Raw genomic sequence first — 18,496 nt, forward strand, 5'->3', positions numbered from 1 at the left:
ATGTTTCTCACTCTACACTCTTTGCGTCTCTGCCAAAAGGTCGATCTCCATCCCCTCACACGCCGAACGGGTACGGGCGAAGTGTGTTCGGGCCTCGGCTTCCATTAGATCAAGTTGATCATCATCATATGTTGGCTCATGATGGAAGAGCACAAGCTCGCGCACCCTTCCCAAACGGGCAGCCTCAACTGCCATAGCAACTGTACTATGACCAAATCCATGTTTCATCTGCTGGTAATCAGGAGTAGTATATTGCGCATCGTGGATGAGAACATCAGCCCCTTCAATGAAACGCACAAAATCGGGATCACATCCCGCTTCCCACTCCACATCAGTAGCGTATACGATTCGCTTTCCAGCATATTCGATGCGATAGACTAGCGCGCCATTTTGCGGATGACAACTCGTCAATTTCGCGAAAACCCTTAAATCATCGTCCGGTGAGCTTTTGGGTATCATGTCCCTACCGGGGTAAACGTCCAGGCTGACCTCATATGGCTGATCGCGCCAGAGTACGCAAGATTCATCGCCAACGGTATGAAACATGCGTTGCGAGGGAAGTTTACGAACGTCTACAGGAAAATACGGTGGAGACATCAGAGGAGTTACAAGCTGTTCAATACTCTGACCAGCCAGGCAAGGACCAAAGAAATGGATGCTTGTGCGAGCGTCAAATAAAGGAGAGAAGAAGGGAAAACCAACCAGGTGATCTCCGTGCCCATGCGTAATAAACAACGCCAGGTTTAGCCTCTCCTGCCCTGTTTTGTCATTCGCCAGACGCTTCATTAGAGCATCACCCAGGCCGATAACACCGCTACCAGCATCGAAAATCAAGGTATGCTCTCCGGCCTGAACCTCAACACAGGAAGTATTCCCGCCGTGGCGAAGGGTGTGCGCTCCCGGCGTTGGATAGCTGCCACGAACTCCCCAAAATCGTACAAGCAAACGCTGTTCACCAGCCATACAAATCCCTCGCTCCTAACCTAGCAGCATACATGTATGAGATAATTGTCCCTATTATAACGTGCGTCGTGCCGATTGAAAAGCCTCCGTGATAGAACATGTCTCCAACATCTTTTCATCCGTATTCATACGTTATTGTCCGCCTCTTTGGCTGTCAAAGAGGTATCACTCCTCTTCACTTGCGTAAGCATATCGTTTACCAGCTTCACTGGCTGCTTAATGTCTTCTGCTAAGTAGCCCTTTCTCTCGCCGTTGTGAAGAGAGGCAATTCCCCTGAAACCAAGTCTTTCAAAAAGTTCCTGGCCTTCAGGTGTTGCTCCTATACCATACCAATTTTTTACATCAAATTGACGATTCAGAGACAACGCCCACTTTATAGTTTGCTTAATAAGGAAGCTACCACGCTCACGATCAAGCTTTTTATTGCCTGAAGGCTTCACAGTAAGGGTTGCAATATAAACGGATAGGCGGTGCTCTGTCCATTGCCTAATGGCACGAAGTGGAACGTCCTTTTCTCTAATCTTATCATAGATGAGCGTTTTAAGTATTTCTTCATCTATTGGCATGAGACTTGAGTAACCCACGCTTTGGTTATGGTCCTTTAGATGCATAAACATCTCATCATTGATATCTTGTCAGTCAAGCATGACGCCAAAGGGCACTATATCATCTTCCCCATATAAATCGAGCCCTATTTGTACCTCATTCCATATATCTGAAATGGTAGAGGGAGCCATCCTGTGTGATGTGCTTTCTCAAGAGTCCAGAGCAGTTACGCACAGGCTACTATACCCAGGAGGGGAGGGTGGTCATGGAGAGGGCGTTAGCTGTTGAGGCGAAGACTGGACACACTATTCAGCATGGCCTTGCTCTTGCTGAGATGTTGGCATAAGACCAGGGGCACGGAGTAAGTACACTGTGCCCCTATAGTTGCTACTCTTTGGCGAGGGCCAAGTGATCCAGGAAGTGAGGTGCTTGTCCGCTTATAAAATGGGCCAGGAAATGTGTCGGGAACCCAAACATATCTTCCTGGTATATAAATTTACCTCCTTGCGTGGAATTGGGAGCATCCTTGCTCTCAATGTTCTCGTACATTTACGAGCTATTCAATATAGCCTGCCTTACGACTCCTGACCTTAAATTATTAAGGAGTGCTAGGAGTGTTGGGAGTGTTTGGTATGTTCTCTGCTTTGTGCTGCTTGGGGTGCTGAGGTTGCTTGGGTTGCTTGGGGTGCTGGGGTTGCTGGGGTTGCTTGGGCTTAGCGTCTGTGTTCTGTGTAATTGCAGTTTTTGTAATTGATGCTATTGTTGGGGTAGTTCTACCAGCTAATAGCATCAACGCAATAATGCAACTCGCTACAAGCAGACAAACTCTCTTCCTCACGACCTGTCTAGTCATTCTATTTTCCTCTTTCTGTCGCAAACTTATACTTTGCATCACTCCGCTCTAAGCACTACAAAAAGGTTGTCTCTAATTCACTTAGTAGTCTATTGACTATGAAAAACACATGGATTAAATATCAAGCATCTCTTTTAAATCCAATACATTGAAGAAAACAGCAAGGGCTGGATACAAAAATGCCGGGTCAAGCGTGAGGCTCTCCATGAAATGGATATTGAGGATGTCTACCAGGCATTAGACAAAGCTCCTGCCATTTGGGCCTATTGTGTTGGACATCCAGGGCAGAAAAAGGGCTGGTTGTGCATGGTGGAGCCCAACGCGAAAGACACCAATCGGCGACGGTGGGAAACGAGCGAGCCATGGCAGACAGTCCAAGCAGCGTTCTTGTCAAATTGGAGAGACACCCCCAACATTGAAGCTGCCCAGCGTGAGCGCAAGCGCGAAGTTAACTTGGACCGGGCCGAGAAGGCCATAGTCGGATATGCTACAACCTATGGAGCATGGCTCCAAGACTCACTGAGTCCTGATGCTGGTGTTTCTATCGTGTTACAACGGCTCTATATCAGAATGCTCGAAATCTGGGAAGAGAGAGGCGTTGATTTCCAAACGTTAAGGCAACAAAAAGAGCTAATTTATCACATTGTATAGTGTATGAGGTTTTGGACGTGACTTAACCTTTGAATCCTGGAACCCGAAAGGCTTGATGATCAGTAGCATGAACCGTAGCTACATGAACACTCACCAGACACTAGATGAGTTCCATGAGATCGTCGCAAAGGCAGGTTTGCCTAAAATGCACTTCTATGATCTGAGGCATAGTGCCGCTACAATCCTTCTTGCAAAGGGAGTACATCCAAAGATCGTGCAGGAACTTTTAGGGCATGCCTCTATCGCCATCACCATGAACATATACTCTCACGTGATGCCATCCCTACAAAAGGAGGTTGCAGGGCTCATGGATAACATCTTCAAAGACGATAAAAATGACGCTTTTTAGCGCAATGGCTGTCATTTTGGCTGTGACAAGAGGCTGTATTAGTCTGAAGGGGCTTGAGAAGAGGCATCATTCGGGGTTGCGCAGTAAGGTATGAGATAATTGTCCCTATTATAACGTGCGTCGTGCCGATTGAAAAGCCTCCGTGATAGACAATTCTTAGCTTATTTTCAAAAATTCTTGATTGAAGTAAACATTTGGTCTTTTAGTAAACAGCACAAAATCGCTGCAAATTCGGCCTGAATAGCGTATGATAGAGGCAACTGGCAAATTGGTATTGTGATATATTGCCAGAGCAAACCGGTTTCTGGCATTGTTCGTAATATATTGCATAATGGCACCCACAACGCCAAGAGCGCGATCACGATAGAGAAAGCGAGGCTACCTTAGTATGGATAGAGAGAGCCCTCGAAGAGGCTACCGACGGCAGAGCAACGAGCAGCGCTCCGAACAGAGACGTTCTCAAGCCCCAATTCCACGCCGCCGCTCGCGCGAGCATGAAGAAAAAGAGTTATATGAGCGTGAAGTATACGAAGACGATCTAGACGATGGATATATTAGCGAAGAAGAAGCCTACCAACGCGCCTATGTTCCTCGCAGGCGAGCTAGTGCTTCGCCATCACGCCCACCTCGTCGCGCTCCTGCCACTATTAAAGAGCCGCGCTCACATCCAGCCAAACACCAAAGACCTCGCCGCCATCGCCGTAGCGCCCTCCCTTCAATGGCATTAGGATGTGTATTAGGTATTGTGCTTGTTATAGGTCTAGCGGTCGCGGGAGTACTCTATTTCATCGTTCCTTCTCTAAAAGGAAATAGTCCACAATCAATCAATCCTTTCAACAATGTGCGCGCTCATACAAAGGAAGAGAGCGTGACAGCAGCGCTCACCAGCCTAGCCCAACTTCAGGTCTGCACCAAAATTGGAAATGTTTCCCTGCTTGTCGACCCCAAAGCGACACAGGTAACAGTTACCAGTAAAAAGACGGTACAGGCAAGCTCCGACGCGGATGCCCAACAGAAATTCACACAAATAAAGGTCGAGGTACAGCCACCTGCCAACATCACTACGCCACTTACCTGCACCCGATTACAAGAATCACAGTCATCCCAGACGGGAAATTCAGCCAGTGGAGAAACGCTTATCGTCAATGTTGTCTTTCCCACGACCACAAACAACATGATGAACAGCGTTGATGAGGCAGCCGACATTACCATTCGCATTCCACCAAGCACCCTGCCAGCCAACCCTACCCTTCAGGTCAATGTGGAGGCACCAGTTGGCAATATTACAGTCGAGGGGCTCAGTGGGGTACTCAACCTGCACGGAAACACCGGCGCAATCAAGGTCACACAATCAATTCTTGCCAGTGGCTCACGCCTGGAAACAGGACAGAAAGGGGTGACCTTTAATGGCTTGCTACTGGTACCACCTACCGCAACAGCCAACAACCCGGCGTTGTATTCTATTCGCAGTGAGCAAGGCAATCTTGACATCACGTTACCAGGCAACCTCAATCTTCGCGCAAATATCAATACTAACGTGGGTTCTATTAAAAGTGATTTCCCTTTTCAGCCACAGAAGGACCCTCAAGATGAGAACTCCATGAGCTATAGCGGCCCACTCAATCCCCAGGCGGGAGCGCCTGCCCCCGCAACGCTGAACCTGGATGTAAGCATTGGTAACATCGTGTTACACAAACTTCAAACGAGTTGATAGGGGAGAGTGTGAGACAAACCATAGCTTAAGGGGACACAATTCTGTTAAAATAGATGCGCTTCCTTCAAATGGAAGGATCTATGGCAGTTCTACAAACATCGATGTACGAGAAAAGACTGCGCGCTGAGTTTTTATTAAAAGAGCTTGGTTGCATCGCAGGTATGTACTCTTTATAATGGTTGGATAATGATTGACATCACTCTAAGGTCATCTGCACAGCCAGGATCACTCTTGCAACTAACAGGTTCAGCTTTTTGGCAAGGGCTTGATCGAATAGCGGCACATGCAGATCAATCTTATTTATATTGTCCACATTACTTCATACCCATTGCGGAAAGGAGAAGCCAATAGCGTGTCGTGCAAGAGATGGTGCGATCCGCAGGCCATTTTTATATGAACGCAGTTCCACCTGGATCTAGCCTTGGCTCACTTCAGTTTCTCTCGGGGCCAATGGCGGGTTCGGTCATGCAAATCACAAAACCTGTGATACAGATCGGACGCGAACCCGGCAATGATGTTATTATTTCAGATGCTTCAATTTCGCGCAGGCATGCTCAAATTAAGCTGGAAAATGGGTCGTGGCAGATTGAGAAGCTAGCAGCCCAGAATAGCCTGACAATCAATCAGCAAGAAACGCAACATGGCGCTCTCACCTCTCAGGATGTGATTGGATTAGGAGGCCGTGTCTCCTTCCGCTTCATCGCACAGGGTACCGTCCCCGCATCGGTTGGTTCAGGAGCGTTTGCTCCACCTCCACCACAAACACCTCCCGTTGCGATGAACTATCAACAAACCATTTCGGCGGAAGAAGCAATGAGGCAAGGGCCACCAGCCTCCGGAGCGCCGAACGTCAGAGGCATCCCTTCACTTGAGGTAACCAACTATACAGGACAGGACCGCCGCGTCTTCCAGCTCGCTCCACAAAAGCAAGCATTCAGCATTGGTCGCGCGCCAGACAACGATATTGTCATCAACGTTTCCACGGTATCTGCTTATCACGCAATTATTCAGCGCCAGGGAAACGACCTGGTTTTCGTTCACCCACACCCCAAATCGGGACGTTCCAGCAATGGTATTCAATTCCAAGGAAATACCATACGCGGAAGCCAGCAATTTCAGCATACGCTTGCTCATGGCGATACTTTCCGTATCAGTGATGAACATGGCACATTTACAACCCTGGTCTATACAGATGGTAGCGGCAACACAACCGACGCGATACCCGAGATTTATCCTATCCAGCTTGGTGCACCTGTCATCAGTCTAGGGCGAGCAACAAACAATACAGTAGTATTGGACCACCTCCAAATCTCGAAGAATCATGCCCGTTTGGAGCAGGTTCCAGGTGGCTATCGAATCGTTGACTTAAATAGTAAGAACTCAGTCTATGTCAATGGTGTGCGAATCTCGCGTAGCGCACGCAATCTCATGGTCAATGATGAGATTCGCATTGGTCCCTTCCGCTTCATCTACACCGGGCAGATGCTTATCCAGCAGGACGAGAGCAATACAATCCGCATCGATGCTCTCAACTTGGTCAAAGAGGGACAGGCCCATCGCATCCTGCTCAATGACATCTCGCTCGCGGTCCCACCGCGCAAATTTGTAGCCCTGGTAGGTGGTTCAGGTGCCGGTAAATCGACGCTGATGGATGCCTTAAATGGACTCCGCCCGGCGACGAAAGGCTCAGTTCTCTATAATGGACAGGACTACTACCACAATCTGGCAGCATTTAGCACCCAGCTTGGCTATGTCCCACAGGATGATATCATCCATCGCGACCTGACCGTGGAGCACGCGCTCTATTATGCGGCCAAATTGCGTCTGCCTGATGATGTTACTAAAGAACAAATTCAGCAACGTATCAATGAGGTACTGGCAGATGTAGATCTAACTCCACGTCGCCATTTGCTCATCAGCAAACTCTCTGGTGGACAGCGCAAGCGCGTCTCTATCGCTCTAGAGTTGCTTGGCAATCCAAGTGCCTTCTTCCTGGATGAGCCGACGTCGGGTCTTGATCCAGGCCTGGATCGCAGGATGATGACTTTGATGCGTCGCCTGGCTGACCGTGGACGCACCATCGTCCTTGTCACTCACGCAACCAACAATATCAATGCCTGCGACTATGTCTGCTTTCTGGCTGCGGGCGGGCACCTGACATATTTCGGTCCTCCCGATGAAGCGAAAGCCTACTTTGGAAAGAACGATTTCGCCGAAATCTACAGCGCGCTTGAACCAACAGACGAGAATCCCAATATCCCGGCAGAAGCGGGGGCACGCTTCCGGCAATCCCCTGATTATCAGCGTTATGTGGCTCAACCGCTTAGCCAAAACGCCGCCAAACAGGCTCAACTTATGGCCCGCCCGGCGGTTATCAAGCCACCCAGGCGAGGGAATCCCTGGAAGCAATTCCAGATCCTCTCACGCCGCTATATTGAGCTTCTGCGCAATGATGTTGGTAACCTGGCAATTCTGCTACTTCAGGCACCGATCATTGGCCTGATACTCTTCTTCATGGCCCAGCAGAACATCTTCAATGATACCAGCATCGTTACCTGTCCTCACCCAAAGAACATGTTGACGCAGACAGGCAAAACAGATTTTAGCTGTCAACAAGCGTACGACCAGATCGATGGACCGCAAGGCACACTCATCCTGCAAGCTTCAAAAAAGCAGAATCCTGCGCGCTACAAAGATTTAGAGGGAGATGCCCTCAAAGAGAAGGTCAAGGATGATCTAATTGTGCAAGGCTCAGGGGGAGATGCACAAAAGATCCTCTTCATCATGGCCTTCGCGGCTGTCATGTTTGGCTGCATCAATGGAGCGCGTGAGATCGTAAAAGAGGCCGCCGTGTATCGGCGTGAGCGTACTGTCAACCTGGGCATCGTACCTTACATGTTCTCCAAAATCATAGTGCTAGGTCTGCTCTGCCTGATCCAAAGCTTGATTATGGTAGCCCTGGTGAACCTCAAGACGCCTTTTAAGACGAGTCTTATCTTGCCGCCGTTCCTGGAAATCTATGTCACTATGTGCCTGACCTCGTTGGCAGGTCTGATGCTAGGCCTCATGATCTCAGCACTGGTACCTACCAATGACCGTGCGACGAGTATGATTCCTATTGTACTCATTCCACAGGTAATCTTTGCGGGCGTCATCTTCTCGCTGGATAATCCTCAGGCTCTCCAGTTCCCAGCTGCCTTCTTCCCTTCACGCTGGGCAATGGCGGCTATGGGCACAACGATTGGCCTGCGTGGGGACAAACTCGGCTCAGATGATTTCTCCTATGTCAGCACATTCTTCGGGCATGCGACCAAAGCCGAAGCAATTGGGCATCTGTTTGTGACCTGGGGGGCTCTTGTAGCGATGATTCTTATCTTCGCATTCATTATCGCCTTCTGCCTCAAACAAAAAGACATTCGTCGATAGTTTGCAAGCCAAAACGGGCAGAAAGTATGAGATGAGCCAGCACGCTGACTCATCTCATACTTTCTGAGCAGACAGTCACAGGGATGGCAATTTCTAGCTATTCTCTATCAATAATCCCAGAGATTTCATGCAAACATCTTAATATCTAGACTATAACCTATCATAACCTTACTCATTTTTTATTGCCGAAATCCCCTTCCTCTTCTATCTATATGGTATTAGGTGCCCAGATATGATAATACGTGATTTATACACGTTCCTTTAAATGTAGTACGTGATTGATATGACATGGTACTTATTGGCAAGGCTCTTGCTCCTCGCAACAAGCCTATGCTATTGTAATGGTGTTCTCATATGGACTGTCCTAAACAAGGGAACGAGATCGTCTCAATGTTACAAAATAAGCATATTGTCCTTGGCATTTGTGGAGGAATTGCCTGCTACAAAGCGGTAGATCTTGTCAGCAAGCTACAGCAGGCAGGCGCAGTGGTAGATGTCATTATGACAGAGAGCGCGGATGAGTTTGTGCGACCACTGACATTCTCAACCATGAGCCACCGACCAGTCTATAGCGACCTGTGGGAGCCTTCTGGGCAAGCTGCGGAAACGCATATTCGTTTGGCGGAGGAAGCCGAGTTGCTGGCGATTGTACCCGCGACCGCAAATACAATCGCGAAATTGGCACATGGTTTCACAGATAATATGTTGACGACAGTGGCATTGGCGACACAAGCGCCCTTGCTTCTGGCACCAGCTATGTACAAAGATATGTATACGCATCCTGCCACGCAGGCCAACCTGAGCCTGTTGCGACAAAGGGGCGCATATATCGTTGAGCCAGCAGTTGGACGCCTGGCATCGGGAACAATTGGAACTGGACGCTTACCAGATACAGAGCTCTTGCTTGGAGCTATACGCTTGACGTTGGGACGCCACAGTGGCGATCTGGTGGGACGGCGCGTGGTCGTCACCGCCGGAGGTACACAGGAGCCAATTGATCCTGTACGCTATGTAGGCAATCACTCTTCGGGTAAAATGGGTTACGCTATCGCAACCGAGGCGCGAGATCGCGGGGCCGATGTGGTCCTGATTACAGGGCCGGTCTCACTTCCCGCTCCCTATGGGGTAGATCTCATTCGCATCGAAACAGCCTCACAGATGCGTGATGCCGTAATGGCTTCCGTGAATGATGCCGATGTCCTGGTTATGAGTGCAGCCGTCGCCGATTTTCGTCCAGCTCACCCCTCTCCTCAGAAAATCAAGAAGCACGTGGGAGAGCCTTCAATTATAGCCTCCTCTGGTCAACAGAAGCAGGCGACAACGGAAGGTCACGCTGCTGGCGACGGGTTCTCTATACATCTGGTTCGTAACGCGGATATTCTGGCAGACCTGGCCACTATGCAGATAGGTCAGCAGCGAAGGAATCGCGAGGGGCGGTTACAACCACTCATCCGTGTTGGCTTCGCTGCCGAAACTGAGAATGTCATCGCCAACGCACGCGATAAGCTCGTGCGTAAACAGCTCGATCTGCTCGTCGCAAATGACGTAATGCGCTCAGACAGCGGTTTTGGTGCTGATACAAACAAGGTTTATTTCTTCCATCCCGATGAAACGGTGGAAGACTTGCCCGTTATGCCCAAAACAGGCGTTGCGGCGGCGATTTGGGATAGAGTGTTATCCCTGTTGACGTAAAGTAGTTGGAGGGGCGTGGCGCTGTGATGGGAGCTTTTGTTCTAGAATTATTGGGTACTCAAAGTACGCAGGAGGAATCCCCGATGGATCGTACTGCTAGCGCTGGTTTTGAAGGCATCGCTCAGATGCTGCTTGAGCAGAAAAAGTTGATGGATGCGTTGGAAGCGGAGAATAGAGAACTCCGTCGTCAGTTGGCAGATCTTCGCCGTGGCGTGGGAATAGCGGTCGTCATCGAGGGCAAGACGATCCAACTCGCTACTGACGCCAGCGCCTCAAACGCACAGTCACAGGCCGCCCTACAGAGCCTACAATCGCTTCAGGGCACTCCACAGCCCGCAGCTACCCCGGGCAACTATAATCAGCCCACACGCTCTACCAATGGTCAAAGCGGCGTTAACTTGAATGGTGAGAAGCGCGATAACAATAACAATGCTCGTAGCCCTCTCGCCGATAGCTTTGTGCTCTAAGACTAGAATCAGACCACATATCATTTATCACGTCTGCTGGGAACCCGCTTTGGGTTCCCTTTCTTTTTGGCTCGCGACCCCCTTTTGAGGTGGCAAACAGTCTTACGTCTTTCTTCTATAGAACAGAACACTTTGTCCCTTGCTCCACGTCGTATACTATGGCAGATCGATAGAGAGCATAGGGCCAAACAGCGAAGGAGGTCTCTTGATGATTTGCCCACGCTGCCATAGCCAGGTAGCCGATCATATCAAATTCTGTGGAACCTGTGGCGCAGACCTGCGCGCACAATCCGCTCTGGTTCATTCCAACCCTCAACAATCCCCACAGAGTTCTATTCCACCTAATCAATTTGAAGAGTACAGTAACAGCGTTTTCGGGAATGCAGTACCACGTGCAGAGCTACATAATCCCAAGGGGCCCCTTCATATCGCGGATATGACCATCTCCATAGAAGGTGAACTTGTGCCTGTTGTGGATATCATGCTAGGAAACCAACTTCCAATCTACTTCGAGCACCACATTCTGCTCTGGAAACATCCGGGTGTGCAAATTGGTTTTAAGTCAATGCAAGGGGCGGCACGCCGTTTTTTTGCTGGACTCCAAATCTTTATCAGCGAAGCTCAGGGACCTGGAAACATCGCCTTCTCACGTGATTCCGTTGGACAAATCGTGGCCTTGCGCCTGCAACCAGAGCAGATGGTCGAGGTGCGTGAACATCAATTCCTGGTCGCGACAAGCAACGTTGATTATAACTTTACCTTTGTCCAGGGCATCTCTAATATTCTCTTCAGCCGTACAGGGCTCTTCATCGACCAATTTACAGCAATAGGTAGCGAGGGGATGCTCCTCCTACACGGCTATGGGAATGTGTTTGAAAAGATGCTTGCGCCTGGAGAAGCTCTGGATATCGAGCCAGGTGCCTGGCTTTGGAAAGACCCCTCGGTCAGGATGGAGATGACCACGGTAGCAGGCTCACAGCGTGGAGGGGGCATTCTGGGCGCGCTTGGAGGCTTTATGGCTGGTTCGTCAATTGTCCTGAACCGCTTCATCGGTCCTGGTCGCGTAGGCATCCAATCCATGACATATCATCCACCAGCCAATGAGGGAGCTCCAGAGGCAGGTGGGCAACGCAATATGGACCTCAATCTCGGAAATCTAGGTGATATCTTTTAAGGTGTAGTAATTCTAAAGACAGAGATTTCTCAGTACTAAAGTGCTGAGAAATCTCTGTCTTTAGAATTACTCTCTTTGGTCAGGCGCCACCATTATTGCTATGTTTATCGCGATTAATGCGCAGAATCTTGAGCATATATTGCTCTGAGTTGAGGTAATAAGGATTGCGCTTGATGTATTTTCCTACGACAGAGATTGGATGCAACTTCAGCATCTCAACCACAAGGCTTGGCAGAAGCTTACTGTGGTCATAATGAATCAGTGCAATAATAGGGGCATTTTGAAAGGTAAACACAGCATCAGAAGCGGCTTCATACTTGAGTATCTGCTCTGGTGTGGCAATTTCTTTTGAGAGCCAAGTCATATCAATGGAGATGCGAACCGCTTTCCACCCCTCACGCAGAGCTTGCGCGATAAATGTCTGATGCGATGAAAGCAGGAAATAGGGGTCGAAGCGTTTTCCACCGGCGAGAAACTCTTCACGCTCCTCATAAAGCACAAGCTGCCCTGAGGCTTCCAGTTGCTCGACATCTATTTGCAATTTCTGCAACTCTTCGCGAAACTCCTGCACTTGTGCGGGTGCCGCCGCAAACATGCATTTCTCCTGAGAGAGCAAGCCCACTTTTATTAACCGAGCCGTGACACTCGGTATCTCTGTCACCTTACTATAAAGTTGGCAGATATGTGAGCCAGGGGGAATTCGCTCAGATTTGCCTTCTACACTAAGATCCATACCTACCTCCACTGGTATTATCAGCCCTGTCTTTGCTTTGCTGCCTCTTACGCACAGAACGATTGTTTGTGCTCACAGCAAAAGCAGCGGTTGCACCAAAAAGCACCATGCCTGCTACAAGCACGATACCCAGAATAATTAGCAGTTTGCTTGTATTCGTTTTTGCCGCAAGTCCCATCAAGACGGTACACAGCAACATAGGGATGGTAAAAAACAAGGCCCATATTGTAATCACCCTCAGTCTTTGCCGGGGCGTGAGTTGTTCATTTCCGCTATAGGGAAAGAGTATTCGACGTATGAGCGAATAGTCCTGCGGCTGGGTCTCCATAACAGCTATTGCTGCCTCTCTTTGCGCTGATACTGCATCCAACGGGAGAGTAACTCTTCCGCCTGGTACAGAATGTGAACTTCATTTTGATAGGTCAGGCGACGACAGGCTTCGTGCAACGGGAACCACTCTACCATATCATACTCGTAATCATGAAGAGATATATCGCCGCCAACAGCCTCCAGGAGAAAATGGCGCACCTGCTTATGATATCGCACCTGATCCCGCACAAATGAATACGAGATACTTCCAATATAAGCAATCAAGCGAGCCTCAAGCCCGGTCTCTTCTTGTACTTCACGTACGGCAACCTGTTCAACTGTTTCGCCAGGCTGGGGTGTTCCCTTAGGAAGAGCCCAGGTTCCGGCGTGACTGCGCCCGACCAGCACAACTTCCATGCTGCTAGCCTCTTCAGTGGACTCATCCTCTACAAGGCGTAGTAATCGCCGCTCAGAAGCGCCCATTGGAACCAGGCGAAACACCACGCCGCCCGCCGAATATGCTCGCATTGTGCGATATCGCTCCATAGTCTGCGTGCTTCACCCCCTCTAATTTGTCATCATTGACCGCTCTGTTACTAGAACGACTCCTCTTCACGCCACATATCTCATGAAGCAATGAACAGTCGCATAGTATCCATCAGCAAGAGGTTTAGCCACTCCAGACAGCAGTATGCCCCTATAGACCTCTCCTGGTATTTTCCTGGACAAATATCGACTATACTATACAACATTTTTTGATTGCCGCCTCACTATTAGCCCTCCTTGGCGATTCCCGTATATGCGGCAATGTGCGTTATCCATTCTCAACGATGCATAACACTTTACACATAGCAGCTATTGCTATTCGTGCATACTCGTTCCTACCCTTCAAAATTATGTGTGAGTATAACGAATGCACCACAGTGTGTCAAGCATGTGAGATCAAGAGAGCGCGCGGCGCAAGGCATTAAGGCACTTAACAGAAACATCTGGAGCAACACTGTTACCTGGCGCGAGTAAGAGATGCCTTCCACCGGTCGCTTCCAGCGCATTGCCAACCTCATCTTGCACTTGGCTCGCTGTGCCGCCTCTCTGCAAAGCCACAGTACTCAACCCTCCCATGACAGCCTTACCAGAACGACGCATGCCATTACGTAGATCCGGATTACCTTTCCCCTCACTAGCCCAGTTAATAACATGGATTGGATAGCTTGCAAGCAAATCGAAATGAATATGCTCACCACTATTATGCAATACTGTGCATTTGCTGCGACTCTTGAGAGCGTCAAGGATCTCGAGATCATACTGCTCACCAAATTCGCGATATTGATCTTCCGTTAACTGGTTCGCGCTGGCCCAACCATTGATCGCGTAATAAATGCCATGGGCCCCTTGTTCCAGGCAGGCAATAGCAAAGGTCGTGATCGTCTCAGCGATGATACGCAGAGCTGTGTGCATCGCATTACGGTCCTCACGAATAGTTTGTAGGACAGCTTCGTTACTGCCCACCAGAAGTTGGGCGACAGCAAGGGGACAGAAGACAGTTTCGACAAAGTAGGACTCAAAGCCAAGCGCATGGTTGATCAGTTGTAGCGCCAGTAGTTGCTCCCCCAATGCTCCCTGATCGGGTTCGAGTGGACGCAAACGCTTCCAGTCGGAGGAACTGCGAATAGGGGTCGCACTCAGTTTGGGAGGCAGATGCTTCTCATCAGAGGGTGTATAACGCGCCTTCCACCCCTCTACTATATAGCTCGACCGAGGAGTGACTTTTACGTAGTCCCAGTCATAGCGTGTATAATTTTCTAATGTAGCTTCCGCTAATTCCTGGGCGCTTCCTTCGCGCTGATAATCATGGCCCCAAATACTTACAGGGACCCTATCGACAACGTCACCTCGTAGCGCGGCTTCGACACGCTCCTTTTTGTTCATCAATCCCCCTCTGCCTCTAGAGTCCACGCATGGGAAGGAAAGAGGCGTTCCTTGTGAAAGAAAACATTTTACGTTCTCTGCGAAAACCTGAGCATACTAGTTGCATAAGTTTTCGTATAAGAGGCTTGGCTATTAGCTTGTTCCCACTTCTACACGCCATCCACTATCCAGGCAGGCTCTATTGATTATCTAGTTCCTTAAAGCGATATCCAACCCCACGCTCGGTAAGTATATACCTGGGATGAGCCGGATCTTCCTCTATTTTCTGTCGCAAATAGGTGATATAGAGACGCAAATAATGAGCTTCATCGCGATACTCGCGTCCCCAGACTTTAGAGAGCAATGTTTCGTGAGTCATCAAGCGTCCAGCATTGCTCACCAGATGATAGAGCAAGCGATACTCGGTTGGGCGCAAGACGACCTTCTCGCCACGAACAGTGACTTCGCGCCGCGTAAAATCAATTGTCAGATTCTTATCGACAACAATCTCTGTTTTTCTGGCTGGGGGAGACATTAATGAGCGACGAAGCAGGGCTCTAATACGCGAGAGAAGCTCGGGCGGACTAAATGGTTTAGCAATATAGTCGTCCGCGCCCAGATCGAGACCGCGTATTTTGTCTTGTTCGCTCTGGCGAACTGTTAACATTACCACGGGAACGTTGGAGACTTCCCGTATAGCCTTTAGCGTTTCAAAACCATCCATTTCTGGCATCATCACATCCAGTACCACCAGGTCAGGCAGATGCTCACGTAGCTGTTCCAGCGCCTCCAGGCCATTACTCGATTCAATGACACGATAATGCTCCATCTCAAGATTGAGCCTCACGAAGTCGCGAATACGCGGCTCGTCATCAACAATCAGAATAGTCATATCGCGTTGATCAAAAACTTCATGCTCCATCAAAAAACCACCATCGGTAAATGCGCCTGCTTCTCGCGTGGCAAGCTAAATGAAAACGTTGATCCCTGGCGCAGCGTACTCTCCACCCAGATACGGCCCCCATGTGCCTCCACAATCGCACGACAGATGTAGAGTCCAAGGCCCGCTCCTGGTGTGGCTTGCGCCAGGGGATCTCCAATGCGCCGGAAGCGCCTGAATATCTGCTCCTGGTCTCGCAAGGAGATCCCCATACCAGCATCGCTTACGCTCACAATGACTTCGTTGCTGGTAGCGCGTGCGGCGATGGTCACGGCGACCTGTTGGGGTGAGTATTTGATTGCGTTATCAAGTAAATTTTGCAAAACCTCCTCGATACGCTCACGATCTCCCACAACAGCTGGCAAATCAGGTGATATCTCAACACTCACACGCAATTCAGCATCCCGAGCCTGCAAACGCCGCACCACCGTCTCAATGAGGGGTTCCAGATCCAATGACGATGCCTCCATTTGTAAGCCATTGGCTTGAATACGTGAGGCATAAAGCAGGTTGGCAACCAGTTTATTCAGGCGATCCGCTTCCTCCTCAATCGCGACCAGACGTGGACGTAATGCCTGGGGTTGAAGGCGGTCCCCGGCACGCGCCAGGGTCGAAGCATAGCCTTTAATAATAGCAATAGGAGTCTGCAATTCATGTGAGATAACAGAGATAAATGTGGAACGCTGCTCCTCCTGCTCCCGCTCCCGCGTAATATCATGGATGGTAAGTATGCCATTCAACGGCTCGCCTCGCGCTGAACGAATGCAAGATGCCGTCACCCGAACCTCAACAGGCTGACCATCACGTGTAGTAAAAATCATATCGCGATTGACAACAGATTGCCCAGAAAAAGCCTGCAAGAGAGGAGAATCCTGTAAACCAAGCTCGTTCCCTCTTCGGTCGCGAGGTCGTAGCACATTGAAGTAAAATTCTCCCAGCACATCACTTTCGCGCCAGCCGATAAGCTTCTCCATCGCGGGGTTAAAGTCGATAATACGCAAAGCACTATCTACAGTCAAGAGACCCTCAATGCTATGGTGAAAGATTGAGGCCAGGCGACCCTGCTCTTTTACCAATGATTGTGCTTTCAGGGCGCAGCGTAAAGCCGCCGCCTGATGCGCAATGAACATATTCAGAGCCGCGCTCGCCTCTACGGATACATCTTCAGTACTGACATTCCCACTCATTGCCTGATGCCCATCAGCGGCTCCCTCGCGCCGCTCAAAGCAGGAGCGCTCACCCACCGTGCGTAAGAAATATAACGTTCCGACAGGACCAGCCGTATCAAAGATCGCCAGTGAGCAACATTCGAGCTCACGTGTTGGAGCATTATCGACCTGGGGTAAGATTTGGCTCGCCCATTCAGGCTCTATAATCTCAATTACCAGGGGATGACGTGAAGTAGGTTGTAACCCCTCCTGACCACGCTGTAGTAGCTTTGCAAGCCCCTCCTGACCTAGACGATACACGACGTAATCGTTATTGCTTTGTGGATCAAAGGCTTCTGTAGCAATGACAAGAACACCAGCATCGCTGCCCAGGAGTTGAATAGCACTTCCCACCAAAATTGTTAATTGGTCATGCATGTCTTCGGACTGATATGTTTGCGACCGGGACATAGAAATAATAAGCTCCACTCAACGTTTGCTTGTGCAGATTTATGCGCCGAACGGTTAGAAACCAGGAGTTTGCTAGAAGGATAGCGTTGTTGCTGTCAGTGTAGCACACCTCCAGGTAGAAAGAAAGATGCGCTTTTTCTGCTTTGCCTCCTTGTCTTTTTCCTTTGCAGTTGCTATACTCTGTTCCGGTATTTTCTTGTCACAGACTTCTCAACGCCTACGGCGCTTCGCGAGGACTATAGGTGTGGCTCGCTCCAATATGTGGATGGCTGGCTTGCGCTCCCCTCACACCATAACCTGGAGGAGACTCACACTTCCACTTAAACGGCTATGCCATCTCACAAACTTTGGACCAAGCGAGACTACGCGCTTAGCCGAATGAAAGCAACACATATGCATTTTGATATCTTCACGCTTTTCCCTGGCATGTTTCAGGGTCCAATAACCGAAAGCATTTTGAAGCGCGCCCAGGAGCGCCAATTATTAAGTATCGCGCTTCACAACGTGCGTGACGCGACAACCGATAAGCACCATGTAGTAGATGATTACCCCTATGGAGGAGGCGCGGGTATGGTGATGAAGCCAGATCCCATCTTCGCCGCGATTGAAGCAGTTCATCAGGGAGGCCCCATCATCTATCTGACTCCTCAGGGACGCACCTTTAACCAGCAGATTGCGCAAGACCTGGCACAGGAGCAGAATATTACGCTACTCTGTGGTCACTACGAGGGCATTGATGAGCGTGTCATCCAACATCTGGTTACTGATGAGATCTCAATTGGCGACTATGTGCTTACCGGCGGTGAACTGGCGGCAATGATTATCGTAGACGCCGTTAGCCGTCTACTTCCTGGCGTTCTGGCCGAAGGTTCCACTACTGAAGAGTCACATACTAGTAATATGCTTGAGTACCCTCACTACACACGTCCACCAGAATTCCGTGGCTGGCGCGTGCCCGATATCCTGCTCTCGGGTCATCACGAACAAATCGCACGCTGGCGAAGAAAAGAGGCCCTAAAGAAGACGCGCCAACGTCGACCCGATCTCTTCACCAGATTAGATCTTAGTAGCAAGCAAGATCAAAAACTACTTAAGGAAATTGAAGAGGAAATGACGCGAGAAGCCACCACAGAGGAGTAATCCTGCATACGG

General features: G+C 49.6%; 17 protein-coding genes. 9 read left to right on the plus strand and 8 right to left on the minus strand.

Going from position 1 to position 18,496, the window contains the following annotated elements:
* Positions 1-12 precede the first annotated feature (12 nt).
* Complete coding sequence (locus K3T82_RS11000; RefSeq protein ID WP_220193514.1) at positions 13-963, minus strand: MBL fold metallo-hydrolase; 951 nt, start codon at positions 961-963, stop codon at positions 13-15.
* A gap of 125 nt (positions 964-1,088) precedes the next feature.
* Positions 1,089-1,529, minus strand: a complete 441-nt coding sequence (locus tag K3T82_RS11005) for a hypothetical protein (protein WP_220193515.1) — start codon at positions 1,527-1,529, stop codon at positions 1,089-1,091.
* Positions 1,530-1,705: 176 nt separating this feature from the next.
* Here K3T82_RS11005 and K3T82_RS11010 point away from each other — a divergent pair, with 176 nt between their 5' ends.
* The 8 genes from K3T82_RS11010 (at position 1,706) to K3T82_RS11045 (ending at position 11,835) form a co-directional block, all read left to right on the plus strand.
* Complete coding sequence (locus K3T82_RS11010) at positions 1,706-1,855, plus strand: hypothetical protein (RefSeq protein ID WP_236031098.1); 150 nt, start codon at positions 1,706-1,708, stop codon at positions 1,853-1,855.
* A 717-nt stretch (positions 1,856-2,572) separates the two neighbouring features.
* Positions 2,573-3,013: a hypothetical protein gene (locus K3T82_RS11015; RefSeq protein WP_220193516.1), complete on the plus strand. Its 441-nt coding sequence runs from the start codon at positions 2,573-2,575 to the stop codon at positions 3,011-3,013.
* A gap of 67 nt (positions 3,014-3,080) precedes the next feature.
* Positions 3,081-3,362: a tyrosine-type recombinase/integrase gene (locus K3T82_RS11020; RefSeq protein ID WP_420799261.1), complete on the plus strand. Its 282-nt coding sequence runs from the start codon at positions 3,081-3,083 to the stop codon at positions 3,360-3,362.
* A gap of 388 nt (positions 3,363-3,750) precedes the next feature.
* Positions 3,751-5,073: a DUF4097 family beta strand repeat-containing protein gene (locus K3T82_RS11025; RefSeq protein ID WP_220193518.1), complete on the plus strand. Its 1,323-nt coding sequence runs from the start codon at positions 3,751-3,753 to the stop codon at positions 5,071-5,073.
* 396 nt (positions 5,074-5,469) lie between these two features.
* Positions 5,470-8,502 (plus strand): FHA domain-containing protein, encoded by a 3,033-nt coding sequence (locus K3T82_RS11030; protein WP_220193519.1) that lies wholly within the window; start codon positions 5,470-5,472, stop codon positions 8,500-8,502.
* 354 nt (positions 8,503-8,856) lie between these two features.
* Positions 8,857-10,194: a bifunctional phosphopantothenoylcysteine decarboxylase/phosphopantothenate--cysteine ligase CoaBC gene (gene coaBC, locus K3T82_RS11035; RefSeq protein ID WP_220193520.1), complete on the plus strand. Its 1,338-nt coding sequence runs from the start codon at positions 8,857-8,859 to the stop codon at positions 10,192-10,194.
* Positions 10,195-10,277: 83 nt separating this feature from the next.
* Positions 10,278-10,661: a hypothetical protein gene (locus K3T82_RS11040; protein ID WP_220193521.1), complete on the plus strand. Its 384-nt coding sequence runs from the start codon at positions 10,278-10,280 to the stop codon at positions 10,659-10,661.
* Between the two features lie 208 nt (positions 10,662-10,869).
* A complete protein-coding gene (locus tag K3T82_RS11045; RefSeq protein ID WP_220193522.1) occupies positions 10,870-11,835 on the plus strand; it encodes an AIM24 family protein in 966 nt (321 codons plus the stop codon).
* A 79-nt stretch (positions 11,836-11,914) separates the two neighbouring features.
* On the opposite strand, the gene K3T82_RS11050 is transcribed toward K3T82_RS11045, so the two are convergent.
* The 6 genes from K3T82_RS11050 to K3T82_RS11075 form a co-directional block, all read right to left on the minus strand.
* Positions 11,915-12,568, minus strand: a complete 654-nt coding sequence (locus tag K3T82_RS11050; protein ID WP_220193523.1) for an MEDS domain-containing protein — start codon at positions 12,566-12,568, stop codon at positions 11,915-11,917.
* Complete coding sequence (locus K3T82_RS11055) at positions 12,558-12,896, minus strand: hypothetical protein (RefSeq protein WP_220193524.1); 339 nt, start codon at positions 12,894-12,896, stop codon at positions 12,558-12,560. The genes K3T82_RS11050 and K3T82_RS11055 overlap by 11 nt, the downstream gene beginning before the upstream one ends.
* Before the next feature lie 5 nt (positions 12,897-12,901).
* Entirely contained in the window at positions 12,902-13,405 is a 504-nt protein-coding gene (locus K3T82_RS11060) for an NUDIX hydrolase (protein ID WP_220193525.1), read from the minus strand.
* A gap of 414 nt (positions 13,406-13,819) precedes the next feature.
* Positions 13,820-14,806, minus strand: coding sequence for a uroporphyrinogen decarboxylase family protein (locus tag K3T82_RS11065; RefSeq protein ID WP_220193526.1), 987 nt, complete (start codon positions 14,804-14,806; stop codon positions 13,820-13,822).
* Positions 14,807-14,984: 178 nt separating this feature from the next.
* Positions 14,985-15,707, minus strand: coding sequence for a response regulator transcription factor (locus K3T82_RS11070; RefSeq protein ID WP_220193527.1), 723 nt, complete (start codon positions 15,705-15,707; stop codon positions 14,985-14,987).
* On the minus strand, positions 15,707-17,344 hold the full coding sequence (locus K3T82_RS11075) for a sensor histidine kinase (protein ID WP_220193528.1): 1,638 nt from the start codon (positions 17,342-17,344) through the stop codon (positions 15,707-15,709). The genes K3T82_RS11070 and K3T82_RS11075 overlap by 1 nt, the downstream gene beginning before the upstream one ends.
* 393 nt (positions 17,345-17,737) lie before the next feature.
* On the opposite strand from K3T82_RS11075, the gene trmD reads away from it, so the two are divergent.
* A complete protein-coding gene (trmD, locus tag K3T82_RS11080) occupies positions 17,738-18,484 on the plus strand; it encodes a tRNA (guanosine(37)-N1)-methyltransferase TrmD (protein ID WP_220193529.1) in 747 nt (248 codons plus the stop codon).
* Positions 18,485-18,496 lie beyond the last annotated feature (12 nt).

The organism is Ktedonospora formicarum, assembly GCF_016587355.1.
Lineage (GTDB): Bacteria > Chloroflexota > Ktedonobacteria > Ktedonobacterales > Ktedonobacteraceae > Ktedonobacter > Ktedonobacter formicarum.